General features: G+C 53.3%; 16 protein-coding genes. 8 read left to right on the top strand and 8 right to left on the bottom strand.

The window, feature by feature from the left end; all coding sequences use genetic code 11:
• Positions 1 to 3 precede the first annotated feature (3 nt).
• A complete protein-coding gene (locus AB9F29_RS05895; RefSeq protein ID WP_369754942.1) occupies positions 4 to 159 on the top strand; it encodes a hypothetical protein in 156 nt (51 codons plus the stop codon).
• Between the two features lie 204 nt (positions 160 to 363).
• Here AB9F29_RS05895 and AB9F29_RS05890 read toward each other — a convergent pair whose 3' ends face one another.
• From AB9F29_RS05890 to AB9F29_RS05865, 6 genes are all read right to left on the bottom strand, one after another.
• On the bottom strand, positions 364 to 807 hold the full coding sequence (locus AB9F29_RS05890) for a GFA family protein (protein ID WP_369754941.1): 444 nt from the start codon (positions 805 to 807) through the stop codon (positions 364 to 366).
• 282 nt (positions 808 to 1,089) lie between these two features.
• Entirely contained in the window at positions 1,090 to 1,377 is a 288-nt protein-coding gene (locus AB9F29_RS05885) for a GNAT family N-acetyltransferase (RefSeq protein ID WP_369754940.1), read from the bottom strand.
• Positions 1,377 to 2,009: a CDGSH iron-sulfur domain-containing protein gene (locus tag AB9F29_RS05880; RefSeq protein WP_335586900.1), complete on the bottom strand. Its 633-nt coding sequence runs from the start codon at positions 2,007 to 2,009 to the stop codon at positions 1,377 to 1,379. The genes AB9F29_RS05885 and AB9F29_RS05880 overlap by 1 nt, the downstream gene beginning before the upstream one ends.
• A gap of 316 nt (positions 2,010 to 2,325) precedes the next feature.
• Positions 2,326 to 2,682, bottom strand: coding sequence for a DoxX family protein (locus AB9F29_RS05875; RefSeq protein WP_335586901.1), 357 nt, complete (start codon positions 2,680 to 2,682; stop codon positions 2,326 to 2,328).
• Between the two features lie 78 nt (positions 2,683 to 2,760).
• Positions 2,761 to 3,825 (bottom strand): Ig-like domain-containing protein, encoded by a 1,065-nt coding sequence (locus AB9F29_RS05870; RefSeq protein ID WP_369754939.1) that lies wholly within the window; start codon positions 3,823 to 3,825, stop codon positions 2,761 to 2,763.
• Between the two features lie 20 nt (positions 3,826 to 3,845).
• Positions 3,846 to 5,069, bottom strand: coding sequence for a hypothetical protein (locus tag AB9F29_RS05865; protein WP_369754938.1), 1,224 nt, complete (start codon positions 5,067 to 5,069; stop codon positions 3,846 to 3,848).
• Between the two features lie 105 nt (positions 5,070 to 5,174).
• Between AB9F29_RS05865 and AB9F29_RS05860 the strand changes: the two genes are divergently transcribed.
• The gene (locus AB9F29_RS05860; RefSeq protein WP_369754937.1) at positions 5,175 to 6,071 is read left to right on the top strand and encodes a LysR family transcriptional regulator; all 897 of its coding nucleotides are present in this window, start codon (positions 5,175 to 5,177) and stop codon (positions 6,069 to 6,071) included.
• Positions 6,072 to 6,244: 173 nt separating this feature from the next.
• On the opposite strand, the gene AB9F29_RS05855 is transcribed toward AB9F29_RS05860, so the two are convergent.
• On the bottom strand, positions 6,245 to 7,129 hold the full coding sequence (locus tag AB9F29_RS05855) for a LysR family transcriptional regulator (protein ID WP_369754936.1): 885 nt from the start codon (positions 7,127 to 7,129) through the stop codon (positions 6,245 to 6,247).
• Positions 7,130 to 7,256: 127 nt separating this feature from the next.
• On the opposite strand from AB9F29_RS05855, the gene AB9F29_RS05850 reads away from it, so the two are divergent.
• The 5 genes from AB9F29_RS05850 (at position 7,257) to AB9F29_RS05830 (ending at position 11,012) form a co-directional block, all read left to right on the top strand.
• Positions 7,257 to 7,736, top strand: a complete 480-nt coding sequence (locus AB9F29_RS05850) for an ester cyclase (protein WP_335586906.1) — start codon at positions 7,257 to 7,259, stop codon at positions 7,734 to 7,736.
• Positions 7,737 to 7,781: 45 nt separating this feature from the next.
• Positions 7,782 to 8,258: a nuclear transport factor 2 family protein gene (locus AB9F29_RS05845; RefSeq protein ID WP_369754935.1), complete on the top strand. Its 477-nt coding sequence runs from the start codon at positions 7,782 to 7,784 to the stop codon at positions 8,256 to 8,258.
• 43 nt (positions 8,259 to 8,301) lie between these two features.
• Entirely contained in the window at positions 8,302 to 8,844 is a 543-nt protein-coding gene (locus AB9F29_RS05840; protein WP_369754934.1) for a luciferase family protein, read from the top strand.
• A gap of 45 nt (positions 8,845 to 8,889) precedes the next feature.
• Positions 8,890 to 9,357 carry a hypothetical protein gene (locus AB9F29_RS05835; protein WP_369754933.1) on the top strand — a complete coding sequence of 156 codons (468 nt, stop codon included), beginning with the start codon at positions 8,890 to 8,892 and terminating at the stop codon, positions 9,355 to 9,357.
• 122 nt (positions 9,358 to 9,479) lie between these two features.
• On the top strand, positions 9,480 to 11,012 hold the full coding sequence (locus tag AB9F29_RS05830; RefSeq protein ID WP_369754932.1) for a glutamate synthase-related protein: 1,533 nt from the start codon (positions 9,480 to 9,482) through the stop codon (positions 11,010 to 11,012).
• A gap of 298 nt (positions 11,013 to 11,310) precedes the next feature.
• Here the strand turns inward: AB9F29_RS05830 and AB9F29_RS05825 are convergent, their stop codons facing one another.
• On the bottom strand, positions 11,311 to 11,772 hold the full coding sequence (locus tag AB9F29_RS05825) for a hypothetical protein (RefSeq protein ID WP_369754931.1): 462 nt from the start codon (positions 11,770 to 11,772) through the stop codon (positions 11,311 to 11,313).
• A gap of 369 nt (positions 11,773 to 12,141) precedes the next feature.
• Here AB9F29_RS05825 and AB9F29_RS05820 point away from each other — a divergent pair.
• Positions 12,142 to 12,884, top strand: a 743-nt coding sequence (locus AB9F29_RS05820) for an IS30 family transposase (protein ID WP_369754930.1), incomplete at its 3' end; no start/stop codon positions are given.

Here is a 12,884-nt window from a genome sequence, read left to right as displayed (position 1 = left end):
GATTTGGCCCCACATACCGCGACAGGCGATAAGGCTGGATGGGATACTGGTGAGATTGCTCAGGACGAAAGCAACGAGATCATCGTAAACGTTGAAATGGAAACGGATTATTTCTGTGTATACCACCCACACATGAAGGCGTCCTTCGAGATCGAATAGTGCGCGCTTATTACTTTTCCAACCTAGGAAAGCTGACATTGGGGCTGGCCGCAGAAACAGGCACAATGGGCTCTTTGCCGACTTTCGCTGCGTTTACACACGAAATCAACGTCAAATCGGAGGGCGAGCGGCGGCTATGCGGACTTTGTTACCATTTCAATGCAGGACCAAACGTCTGCTCCGTCCTTCCTAAACGAACAGGAATTACGGTTTTTGATGAGAAATCACCTTGGCATTCCACTCATCGTTTCCTGCAATGGTCTCTTCGTTTGGTACAGGTAAATCCCCGATACTGTCAGAGAAAGTGCAGGCAAAACGATGATTGATCTGTAACGATGGCGGCGCTAGTTCGGGATCATCAAGAGTGCCGGTCGCTATCTCGACTTGGTCATCATCAAAGTTTTCCAAACTTAGCGGTGTCCCGCAATCACCGCAAAAGCCACGCTGGCTAACATTGGAACTGGCGAACAAGCACCTTTCTCCATGTGTCCAGCTTAACTCATTCGCAATCACAAGGGCCGCGTAAAACGACCCAAAGGCCCTTTGGCACATACGACAGTGGCACACGGAAGAACGACCAAGGAAGGCGATGCTGTATCGCACCGCTCCACACTGACATCCACCGACGATTTTCCGAGTATTGTTCATATTTTCTAATTGGCATAATGACAGCTTTCTCGTCCAGAAAAAACTTTGTGTTGGATCATGCAAAGTCGCCATTCGTCCAACACGCGGCATCGGTCAAAATGGGCTCTTAGCCGACTTTCGCTGCGTTTGCACACGAAATCAACGTCAAATCGGAGGGCGAGCGGCGGCTATGCGGACAAAAGAGACCTTCGCTGCCGTCACTCCAATGTCCGCAAGCTGCTTTTTCCGGCTGGACCGACTTTTGCGCAGCAAGCCAGAATTCACGGATGAAATCCGCAGGCGTCACATCATCACATCTTCCCATTCTGGGTGGCGTGTATATTGGCCCCTGACAAACGGGCTAAGCGGCATGATCTTAAAGTTATTGTCACGTGCGTCTGCAATCAATGCCTCGACCAACGCCTTACCAACACCTCGACCTTCCAGCGCTTCGGGGACACCCGTGTGATCTGCAATTACGCCAGTATCCCCCATTTTCGAGAAAGTAAGTTCAGCTTCGAGCCCATCTACGACGGTAATGTATCTTCCTCGGGTATCGCTCTCTTCTTTGGAAATTTTGAGATCCACCATCAGTCCGCCTCGAACCCAATTTCACCATGGCTCCCATCACAGAACGGCTTGTTCTTGGAAGCTCCACACCGGCAAAGCGCAAACCTCTGTCCGGTAGCGACACGCCGGCCAGATGCCGCAATAATCTCCAGATTCCCTACTACCATTACGGGGCCGTTTTTGAGCGGTTTGACCTCAAGCGGGCCATCTCGCACTTCAAGCGTATCTGTGTTTTCAGTCGCGTCGGCCACTCCAGTCCCGGTAAAACCAGCTTCAATATGGGAGTTGTCGCAGAATGGCTTGTTCTTCGATTGCCCGCAGCGACACAGCACGGCGCGTTTGCGCGGTTCTTCACCGGGGATACGAATATCTCCGTGGAGCTCGTTTGGACCATTTTCCCAAATGCGGGAGGTGTTCACATTAGGCATCGGTTCATCAGTTCCGTCATCGTATCGTTCGTAGGTCAGCGCGCCGGAAGGGCAACTGTCTATGATCCTTGCAATTTCTTCGGCATTTGCATTTTCTGGAAAAATCCAGGCACCCTTGGCGCCTGGTTGAAACACCGCTGGAAGCCCGAGGACGCAGCGCCGCGCATGAATGCACTTTTTACCGTCGAACTGGACAGAGATATTTTTGCCTTTGACATTGGCCATTATGATTTTCCTTCTTGCTGGGTTTGTAGGCTATAAGGCGGGAGTGTCTAACATCAGCGCTTATGACTCCAATAGGGTGATTTGATCAAAGAGAGTTTCTGGCTCAGGCCAAGGTGTCTTATCGAAAAGCGAGCGAGTTCAAACAAAGAGGGCATTGCCAAAGACTTCGGCTAGTCACGTGCCAACACCCTCGCTTTTTTTAGCGGTGTACCACTGATCGACCCAGAGGCCTTGCTGAAACAATCAAAAGTTTTTGCCTTTCCTCTGAGTTCGAGGCCGCGCCCCTTTTCATGGCGCAGCGATAGAATTTGTTGCGTCAGGCTGAAATCTGATCGCGATGCGTGAAAACCACCGCGGCGGCCAGAACCCCGAGCGCTAGAGCCGGGACGGCTGAAGGACCGAGGATAAAAAAGTGCGACAGCACCGCACCGATCATGGTGCAAAGTAGCAAACCCGCACCGAAAACCTCACGGCCGCGCGCCCACAGCAGGGCGGCCCCGCCAATTTCGATGATGCCGGTCACATAGCGGAAACACTGTCCGACACCGACCGCTTCGAAGGTTTGCACCATCATCTCTGCGCCCAAAAGCTTCGCGCCTCCGGCAGTGACAAAGGCGAATGTAAGCAGGGCCTTGATGGTCAGAAGGCCGTATTTGTGTACGTTGGAGAACATATTTCTCTTTCTTTTCTTTGACTTCGACTGGTGTGTGCTGTGGCGAGCCTCAAGCTAAATTGGGAGCCGGAGGATCGCCTAGTTTTTGCTAATCTGAATTGTGATCAATGCCTCCGGAACTGTTGCCCCGATGGTGCCAGAGGCCGCGTCAAAAGGGGCCGCGATGGTGTTGCCCGAGACGTCTTCAAGTTCAGGATCGACGATCAGATAATACTCGCCCGCTTGCCATGCTTCCGTAGGGGCAAAGGCCCAACCACCCGCATCACTGGAAACGTGACCGCGCAGATCATTGCGTGCGCTGTCCTGCACACGCAGCAATCGCAGCACAGCACCGCTGTCCATGATGCGGTCAAAGGCAATTGTTAGGGATGCATGGCTGCCGACAGGCGGTGTTAGAATTTGCCAGTTCATCGGATCAATAGCGCGGCGCTCGGACGGCCCGACACGCAAGGCAAGTGTAACGTCTGTTTCCAACGGCGCGCCAGCCGCGCTTTGCATGCGCTCAGACACGATCAACTGGTAGCTTTCGCCTGACTGCAATGGAGCGCCTGCCTGCATATTAGGTCCGACTCCTTGCTTGATGCGACCGGGGTCCAACAGCAAGGTGGCACGGGTTTGTGAAGGGTCCCAAAGCTCGGTCTCAAGGTTTAAGAACGGACTTGGGACTGCGTCACCGTCACTTTGGGTCAGCGTGACGGCCTCGCGCAACTGACCGCGCGCCATGGGTTCGGAAAACTGTACATAGAGGCGTAGGGTATTTGCAGGGATAACAGCCTGAGATGGCGCAAAACCAATGAGTTTTGGTATCGTGACCTCAGTCTCGGGCAGAGAGATGCCCAAGTCATACGACGTTTTCGCCAGATCAAGATTTAGGATATACTCCGTCCCTGCCCGGAGTGCGAAACGAGGCATGATCACGATGTCTGCGCCCAGTTCATCAAGCGTGACAGGCATCCCGAGCTCTGTGTTGAGGTTGGCAACTTGCAAGCGCAATGCATCCTCGGTCGACATTGCCTCTGACTGCTCCGCCTCTGAAAGCCCCCTTAGGATTACAGCACCTGATGTTGCGTCATACTGCGCATCTGGGGCTGCAAATGTTGGCAACGGAAGGGTGATACATGCGGCAAGCAAAGCCTGCCGCATGAAAGAGCCAAAGGATGTCATCAGTTAAACTCAAGCGGTCCAGCCGCGCCGTAGCCAAATGGATCGGGGCCATCCTCAAAGTTCATCTCGACAATGTGATCAGCACGATCAAAGAAGAACGGCAAGGCCAGCGTGTGCAGTTGGATGTTGCGCCCATCATCTGGGCTGCGGCGCACGACCACGGCAAAACTATCGTCCAACGTATCAAGATGCATTGTACCACTCATTGGCAGTGCGAACTGGTCCACACCTGCAACCGAAAAGACAGGTTGCACGCCTTCGCCGTGTGGCATTTCTTCAGCCGATGCGATGGAGGCGAGGTTCAACGAGGCAGCCGAGCGATTGGTGTTCGTCACCACCACATTGCTGCTACCGTCCCACCCATTCACGTAGGGAACGATATCAATCGGTGTGTTGCCGAACCCCATCTCGCCGATCATCGTGCCACGCACCTCCGCACCATCGGTTAATTCGGCCAGCGGGATGCGCACAATCGGTGTGCAGGCGTAAATCGCGATTAATGTTGGAATACCGTCAAGTTCGGTCACGGTCTGAGAAATGATTGGCGCGCGGGTCTCATACTGCGTATGAACAGCGTGCCAAATTTCGATCGAGGAGGTGCTGACCTCATCGTCAAACGGGTATGCCATGCGGCGCAGCTTGGAGCTGAATTCTTCGTTCGATAGGCCCGCTACCAGCAGCTCCCCATCGTAGTAGTCGATATCCGTTATTGCCAATGTGTTGAGCGGTTGACCAAATTCAAACGTTGCGTCTGTCGGAACAGGGCCAACGCTCTGTAAGGTGTGGTCAGCGGCGGCTAGATCAACAATATCAAGGGCACCATTATTGACGGAGACGATAACCGCCTCGGCGTCCGGACCATGGCCACGATGCACGGACAAGAAGATTTGCTTGCTCGGTTTGTGTACGACCATGTCATTGATCACCACGTCCTCAGCGCTCACGCCCAGCAAGGCAGCAATTTCAACATCGAGGTTGTTAAAGATTGTGCGCCCTTCAAATGTTTGAGCACGCCCCAATTGGTAATCAGATTGATCCTTAAGGGCCTCGCCAAGATCAAAGGCATGTACGACGCCCGCTTGGCTGTCCCCAACGAACAGCACAGTGCCGGTGTCGAAGGCCAGTGCGCCGGCGGACTGCAAGTTTACCTCTTGCGCAGAAACTCCGCCAGCGGTGGCGAGCGCCATCACGCTTGCAGAGAGTATAGACTTGGAAATGGACATTTCTGTCTCCCTTGTTTGAACTGATGAGGTGCAAACTAACAGTTGCTAGTTTTCACGAAAGATGGAAAAAAGTGATCACAAGGGTCACAAAAGGAGAACACTGAAATGGGCCAGATCGAAGACCTCCGTGTGTTTGTGAGCATCGTCGAAAATGGCGGGATCGCTCGCGCGGCAGAGGTATTGGGCATCGCCAAGTCCGCTGTCAGCCGCCGTCTTGGGCTACTTGAAGAACGCTACGGCGTGCATCTGATCGACCGGCAGCCACGCACGTGGGTGGTTACAAGAGCGGGTCAGGAGCTCTACCAGCGCGCCAGTGTCACGGTCGCGGATGTCGACGAGCTAAAGGCTGATTTTGTCCACAGCGCGCAAAGCCTAAGCGGACCACTCAGTATCTCCATCGCAAGAGAGTTCGGGCTTTCGTTCCTCAAGCCCACCCTTTTCTCTTTCATGAAGGCGCACCCGCAGATTGATCTAACCGTCGATTTCGACGACCGGATCGTTGATCTAGAGAGCGAGAACTATGATCTGGGCGTCCGCATGACCTCTGGAGATATGGCGGGGCACGTAAACCATCCCCTTGCCGTGACGCGTCACGGCCTCTTTGCAAGCCCGTCCTACGCCGCCAAGAACGGCCTGCCGCAACAGCTCTGCGACCTAACCAAACACCCGTTGCTACATTATGGCTCCGCGCGGCGCGCCCGTTGGGAGTTTCTGTGTGACGGGAAAAAGCGATACGTCGAATTCCAGCCTGCGCTGAATTCAAATAACGGGCCTTTTTTGCTGGACGCGACGCAGAAGGGCAAGGGCTTAGCCCGCTTGCCTGACTTCTTGGTGTCCACAGCGGTTCACAATGGCGATCTTGTCCCTGTCTTGCCGGGCTTCGAATTCGAAACATTCAATGTCCAAGTCGTCTATCGTGCCAACAGGCGTCTGAACAAACGAATGCGGGTGTTGATTGATGCGCTCCAACAGGGCTGTACCGTACTGAATGAAAATCGCTGACCATATGCAAAGCAGACGTTCGCGCAGTGCGCAGCATTTGGCAAAATGGGCTCAGACCCGCCGTTCGCTGCACAATGCACCTAGGTCGGCTATGCGGGACTAAGTGTGAATTCGCTGCAATTGCACCAATGTCTGGTTTGGGGATTTCCTGAAATTGTCACAAGCTGCCGTGATTAGGATTTTGCTTGGCTCAATACGTTTAAAGCAAGGTGAATGAGCCCATGTTTTGGCGCGTTTGCTGGCCATTCGGCAAAGACACTGATTGGTCGTAATTCCCATTCAGGCAGCACTATTTCCATCGTGCCGTTGTCAATGTCGGGCGCGACAAGGAACTCAGGTACGATAGCCAGCCCAGCTCCGGCGTGGGCGAGGCGATGCAAAGCTTGGGCATCGTTTGTAAACATGTGTGGGGTGGGCTTGATCTTCATGGTCTCCCCGTCCTTGTTCCTAAAACTCAAAGGAACGTTTTGAACCGGTGCAAGCGCAAGCCATTCCCAATCGGTTAGCGCCATGGGGTCGTTACCGACAGTACGCGTCGAGAGGTAGTCTTTGGACGCAACCAGCACACGTCGCACTTCAAACAAAGTACGTGAGGTCGCTGAGTTCTTTGAACTCGGCCCCATTCGAATTGCCAAATCAAACCCATCGTCAATCAACGCGCGGCGTGTGTCTGAAAAATCTACAGTCAATGTGATGCGCGGATATTCCAGTGAGAACGCGGCGATCTGATCCGTAATGTGTGACAAGGAGAGAACGGAGGGCAGTGTGATGCGCAACTCTCCACTGGGTTCACCAGCTGTCGCAGAAAGGTCCAGCAATTCGCCTTCAACCGCGTCCAACATGTTGCGTGTTGCAGCCAACAGCCTTTGACCCTCGTTTGTGAGCGTCAGCTTTCTGGTTGAGCGATAAATCAGCGCAACTCCAAGGTGTTCTTCCAATTGTGAAATATGATGGCTGACTACCGACGGCGAAAGATGCAGCTCACGCGCCGCGCCGCGAAATGAGCCATGGTCGATTGTCTTGGCAAAGATGGCCATCTGTCTGAGGCGATCAATCATTAGGTAAGTAATCCGAACAGTTAAAATTGATAAACGTACCTTATGATCTAATTAAAATATGTCCATCTTATTCGAACAGCGCCCGACAACTTCATGGGCTTCACTTTTCATAAGAGGAATTATTCACATGAAAAAGTCACAATCCCTACTTGCGGTCGCGACATTGGCCGTCTCTTCAATCGCCTCGTCAGCCATCGCTGACAATGCCGATACGGTTCAGGCTTTCTATGAACTCCTCAGCAATCCAGGTTCTGAATCCCACACTGCTGCCTTCGTTGAAGCGACTGCTGACACATGGGAAAGCGTTGGCGGCTATGCCGGTGAAAACAAAAGCCGCGATGCTTTCTTGGGTCAAGTTGGTGGCTTCGCCAAGCTTCTCCCTGACCTGAACTGGGCCATCCAAGATCTGCATGAAAGCGGTAATTTCGTAACCGTGCGTAGCCGCGCGACAGGTACACCCGTTGCACCCTTCTTTGGTGTCGATGGTGAAGGTCGCAGCTTTGATATCATGACGATCGACATCCATGAGCTTGCCGGCGGAAAAATCGTTCGCTCATACCACGTCGAAGACTGGGCAGGCGCACTGCAGCAGCTTTCTGGCCGCTAGAAATTGAACCCAATAGGAGTACTTAAAACGAATAGACGACAAGCAATGAAGGCTTCTGTAGCCGCGGTCACCGGCGCAACATTTGCCTCGGCTGCAACAGCGCAGTCAAATGATGATCAAAGTCAGGCAAGCCTCGACACTGTTTTGGCCCTTATGGGGGCAATGGGCATCGGTGACATGGGTGCGATGGCCGATCTTATGGCCGACGACATGGTTTGGTTAAACGCTGGCGATCCGACCCTTCCTTGGATCGGTCCGTGGGATGGCAAAGAAGAGATCTTTGGCTTCCTCGGTGTCTTTAGTGAAAACTTTCAAACCACCAAGTGGGAAAATACCGATGTTCTCGCCTCTGGCGACACGGTCGCGATCTTTGGTGACATGAATGGGATCACCACGAAGTCCGGCCAAGAAATTGGTGACTTTACCTTCGCCCTACGTGCCAAAGTGCGTGACGGCCAAGTTGTGCTTTGGAACTGGTTCGAAGACAGTTTCGCAGTCAGCCAAGCCTTCCACGCGAAGTGACTTCCAAATCCACAGCCGTGGCCAAACATTAGAGGAAATTAGAATGATTAGATTTTCACAAAGATTTACCATTTTGGCTGCGGCATCCCTTTTTGCCTGCGTCACACCTGCCTTTGCGCAGGATGTGTCAATCCCGAACCGTGACGGGCCCCGCCCCGAAACTACCAATGGCGTCCCCCATATCCAGTTGGGTCTGGAGGCGGTCCCTGAGTTAACAGAAGTGATGCTGAAACAAGTGGCAGAGCTTTCCGGTGTGACACTCGGTTCAACACGGGTTTCCTTGCCCGGCGCTGTTGGCTTTCAATTGAACACTGATATCATCCTTGCCGAACCTGATGCAATCGTCGGCGGACGAGAGTTCGCGCACGTCCACCCAGACGGCAGTTTGCACGCATCACTCGAACCTGAACTGGCGCGCGCCGCGGTGAACGCCGGTTGGGCCACACCGCACCCTTGGGCTGATCAAAGACCCCGTTGGGAGGGCTTCGTCATGATCTATACGCCCACCACAAAAGCCGAGTTAGACGTCGTACATCAATTGGTGCGTGGGTCCTACACCTATGTGACGGGGCTGCCAGCGCCATAGTTTGCGCAGAACACGCGACAAAAAAACTAATCAAAGAGGTACGACATGCAAGAGACAACGAACCCTTCAATCGGTTTAGGTCGATCTGGCAAGATTTTCCTAACTGCTCTCGTCGTCTGGATTCTCGCGCAGTTAATCCGCTTCATCGCGATCCCGCTCATCACGAGAGTCGCAAACGGCATCGATGCGCCGAGTTGGATGTATCCCGCGATCCTTGACGTTGTTACTGCAATCCTTGCCGTGCCGCTCGCAATCGCAATTTGGAAATGGCGGGGGTATACGGTTTGGACGCTCACAATTGTCTATTTCACGCTGTCTATCGTCGATCACATTGGTGCACTAACGAACCTCACGCTGATCGGTGAACCCATTGCATTTGAACAATTCAACGGGGGAGGAAACCCTTATGCTGCGCCCGTCGTACAGACGGTATTAGATGTAGTCTTCTTTGGTTTGCTGTTTATGCCCAGATTTCGAGGGCTGTTTTTCCAACTTTCAAAACCAAAAAACTAGTTATTATTGCCACCAAGGCCACAGAATAGACCGCCTTGAGGCAAAACAAGGTACCCTTGATCTCAAGGGCACTTCACAGCCTATCAAGTTATGAAATTCAAAGCATCAATAAGGACAAAGATATGACCCAATCCGTTCCGATTATCGCCGCCAAACATCCCGCCAAAGTCGATCTGGAAAAGGGCAAGGATTACTATTGGTGTCGGTGCGGATTGTCGAAAAGCCAACCGTTTTGCGATGGGTCGCATGAAGGCACTGATGTGACGCCTCAAAAATTTACTGCTGATAGCACAGGCAGCGCAGCGCTATGTCAGTGCAAGGCGACAGCGAACGGTCCATTCTGCGATGGAACCCATGCAAGCCTTGGTGACCTAAAAGCAGGTGATCCGTCACCGAAGCCGAAGTCTGACACCCCGACTGCGACACCCACGCCAGAAGAGCCAACCGTGGCCCGAATTCACGCCTTGGCTAAAGACGGGCTATCCAAACTGGGCCACCACGGTGAAATGGGTGCAATGGGTGTTCCACGCAAAGACCTTCCGCACTGGGATGACATTCAGATTTTACCGGCGCAGATGGCCCGCAAACCATTGCTGGATGACGTGCCCGTGGCGACATCCGTGACGATTGGCCCGCGTGCGGCCAAACCGTTGCAATTGGACATCCCATTATTCGTTTCGGACATGAGCTATGGCGCATTGTCCGAGGAGGCGAAGATCGCGTTATCGCGCGGCGCTCAGATGGCAGGAACTGGGATTTGCTCCGGTGAAGGCGGTATGCTGCCTGAAGAACAAGCCGAGAATGCGCGTTACTTCTACGAATTGGCCTCCGCACGGTTTGGCTGGGACCTCGATCTGGTCGTGCGCGTGCAAGCCTTTCATTTCAAAGGTGGTCAGGGTGCCAAAACCGGCACGGGCGGGCATCTGCCCGGCGATAAGGTGCAAGGTAAGATTGCGGAAGTGCGTGGGTTGGAACCCGGACAATCCGCGATATCCCCTTCAACGTTCCCAGACCTTGAAACGCCAGCAGATTTCAAACGTATCGCCGATGAAGTTCGCGAACGATCTGGTGGCATTCCTATCGGGTTCAAGCTGTCGGCGAACCACATTGAGGACGACATCGACTTCGCGCTGGAGGCCAGTGCCGACTACATCATTCTGGATGGTCGCGGCGGCGGTACAGGTGCTGCACCGTTGATCTTCCGCGATCATATCTCAGTGCCAACAATCCCAGCATTGGCCCGTGCCCGTGCGCATCTGGATGCAAAGACAGGTCGTGAAGTGACCTTGGTCATCACAGGTGGCCTGCGCGTGGCTGAGGATTTCGCCAAAGCCATGGCCTTGGGCGCGGATGCTGTCGCAGTTTCAAACTCTGCCATGCAGGCGGTCGGCTGTATCGCAGCACGTATGTGTAATTCAAACAACTGCCCTGTCGGTGTCGCGACCCAGAAACCCGAATTGCGTGCCCGACTGGATGTGCAAATCGGCGCAAAAAAACTCGCCCGTTATTTCGGTGCATCGGTGGAGTTAATGCAGGTTTTGGCGCGCGCCTGTGGACACAATAATCTTTCTGATTTCGCTCATCGTGACATCACCACATGGAAGAAAGAGATGGCCGATCTTAGCGGAGTGCGATTTGGTGGCATCAAGCGTTAGGCATAAGCCATCATGCGAGGTGACGTGCTTGAATGTCGCCTCGCTGTTGCCAACTGAACGTGGAAGCCGCCATTCAAGCACGTTGCAGCATCTGTCAATATGGGCTCGTTGCCGACTTTCGCTGCGTTTGCACACGAAATCAACGTCAAATCGGAGGGCGAGCGGCGGCTATGCGGACCTTGCCGCCGTTCGCTGCTCGCTTTGCCGAAATAAACTGCTGCATTTCGGAGAGAATGGCCATGAGCCGATGGTCTTGCGAACAAGTCTGACCCGTCACAATCTTCGATTGTATGTTTTTTCAGTTGGGAACTTCCACAACTCCAACAATGTGAGTCCGCCTCAATGGCAGAGCTTGGTACGCCGAAACAATATCCGTTGTGGCAATGCCCTTGCCAGTCATACCATTATAGCGCCCCGTGCCAGTGACAATTTCCCAGTTGTTTGCCGCGCCTTTCTCTCCAGCCTTCCAACGCATTATGAACGTGTCTTCACCCTCACCGAAAACGCATATCCCAGTTATAGAGTTGGTTCCATCTTGGTATCCGAAGCCTGAACCAACGCATCGGGTGACTCCGTCTTCCAAAGGACCTTCAATAACTTCAAAACCGCCCTTGTTGTCCGTAAGGTGAAAGATATGATCGCCAAGGTCAAAATTCTCTTGAGAAAGCGGGTAGACGTTATTGATTTCGATGCGTTGTTCTTCGGCATTGGCAGCAAAACCAATTGCGGCCAGAATTGAGACTAAGATTAGGATTTTCACAAAGGCCTCCCTGAATTCCGTTCATTTTAGATTCTTTGCAGAAATACACAAATGAAAAGCGGGGTATCGTGTCGCAAGCCTTCGCATGCGAGGAAAAAGCAAAGAAGTAATGGTTGCTATGGGCTCCTTGCTGACTTTCGCTGCGTTTGCAAATCGAAAAAAACTGGGTCACAGCCCCGAGTGTCCGCTTTCCTCAAGTTGCCTAAATTAGTTTGCGTGTGCAGCGAAAGTCCGTTTTCCGCGGTGGTTTCAACCGGTGGACGCAACACTTTAATCTTTTGGAAGAGATGGAGTGTTGAACATGAAGTATCGTCGCAGAATTTACTATTCGTCTAAGCAGCGCACGGAGATTTGGGATCCCTCTCAGCGATGCAAGCATCGCCTGTCGGCAGTGGATGGCAGCGTGGGGAGTCCATGAGGTCGATTGGGCGCGTGTTTGATAGGCTCTCCTCGTCGGTCTTTTCGGTGATTTCGCCGACGGGTGGCATCCGCCCACCAGATCGCAAGCGTAGCACCCGTGCTTTGAACCTTTTTGAGCGGGAGGAAATATCGCGTGGGCTGAGCATCAAATGTTCACTACGCATGATAGCGCACCAATTAGGGCGCTCCCCGTCGACCATCAGCCGCGAGGTTAGGCGCAATGGTGGGCCTGCTGGATATCGGGCGGTGGCTTCAGACCAAGCAACATGGGATCGCGCTTTGCGCCCCAAGACATGTAAGCTGGCTTGTCATCCATCTTTGAGCCGCGCAGTATCAGCAAAGCTACGACGTAAATGGTCGCCCGAGCAGATTGCGGGCTGGCTCAAACGTGCGTTTCCGGGAGAGGCGCAGAGACAAGTGTCACACGAGACGATATACAAAAGCCTATACATACAAGCACGTGGCGTCCTCAAGAAGGAGCTGCTGGAGCATCTGCGTGCCAAGCGTACAGTTCGGCGGTCTAAGCATGCCAGCCTCAAGCGCAACGGTCTTGGTCAGATCAAGAACGCCATATCAATCTCAGAAAGACCAGCATCGGTCGAGGATCGGGCTGTTCCAGGCCACTGGGAGGGCGATCTCATCGGAGGGTCCAAAAATAGCTACATTGCAACTCTCGTCGAACGTCATTCTCG

The organism is Falsihalocynthiibacter sp. S25ZX9, assembly GCF_041205405.1.
GTDB classification, from domain to species: domain Bacteria; phylum Pseudomonadota; class Alphaproteobacteria; order Rhodobacterales; family Rhodobacteraceae; genus Falsihalocynthiibacter; species Falsihalocynthiibacter arcticus.
This window is presented reverse-complemented; position numbering and strand designations above follow the sequence as displayed.

Bases quoted from the DNA above. Each gene is read 5' to 3' on its own strand.
- AB9F29_RS05875 (WP_335586901.1), bottom strand. From the start codon at position 2,682: ATGTTCTCCAACGTACACAAATACGGCCTTCTGACCATCAAGGCCCTG.
- AB9F29_RS05885 (WP_369754940.1), bottom strand. From the start codon at position 1,377: ATGGTGGATCTCAAAATTTCCAAAGAAGAGAGCGATACCCGAGGAAGA.
- AB9F29_RS05880 (WP_335586900.1), bottom strand. From the start codon at position 2,009: ATGGCCAATGTCAAAGGCAAAAATATCTCTGTCCAGTTCGACGGTAAA.
- AB9F29_RS05840 (WP_369754934.1), top strand. From the start codon at position 8,302: ATGATTAGATTTTCACAAAGATTTACCATTTTGGCTGCGGCATCCCTT.
- AB9F29_RS05845 (WP_369754935.1), top strand. From the start codon at position 7,782: ATGAAGGCTTCTGTAGCCGCGGTCACCGGCGCAACATTTGCCTCGGCT.
- AB9F29_RS05860 (WP_369754937.1), top strand. From the start codon at position 5,175: ATGGGCCAGATCGAAGACCTCCGTGTGTTTGTGAGCATCGTCGAAAAT.
- AB9F29_RS05850 (WP_335586906.1), top strand. From the start codon at position 7,257: ATGAAAAAGTCACAATCCCTACTTGCGGTCGCGACATTGGCCGTCTCT.
- AB9F29_RS05855 (WP_369754936.1), bottom strand. From the start codon at position 7,129: ATGATTGATCGCCTCAGACAGATGGCCATCTTTGCCAAGACAATCGAC.
- AB9F29_RS05835 (WP_369754933.1), top strand. From the start codon at position 8,890: ATGCAAGAGACAACGAACCCTTCAATCGGTTTAGGTCGATCTGGCAAG.
- AB9F29_RS05830 (WP_369754932.1), top strand. From the start codon at position 9,480: ATGACCCAATCCGTTCCGATTATCGCCGCCAAACATCCCGCCAAAGTC.
- AB9F29_RS05865 (WP_369754938.1), bottom strand. From the start codon at position 5,069: ATGTCCATTTCCAAGTCTATACTCTCTGCAAGCGTGATGGCGCTCGCC.
- AB9F29_RS05870 (WP_369754939.1), bottom strand. From the start codon at position 3,825: ATGCGGCAGGCTTTGCTTGCCGCATGTATCACCCTTCCGTTGCCAACA.
- AB9F29_RS05890 (WP_369754941.1), bottom strand. From the start codon at position 807: ATGAACAATACTCGGAAAATCGTCGGTGGATGTCAGTGTGGAGCGGTG.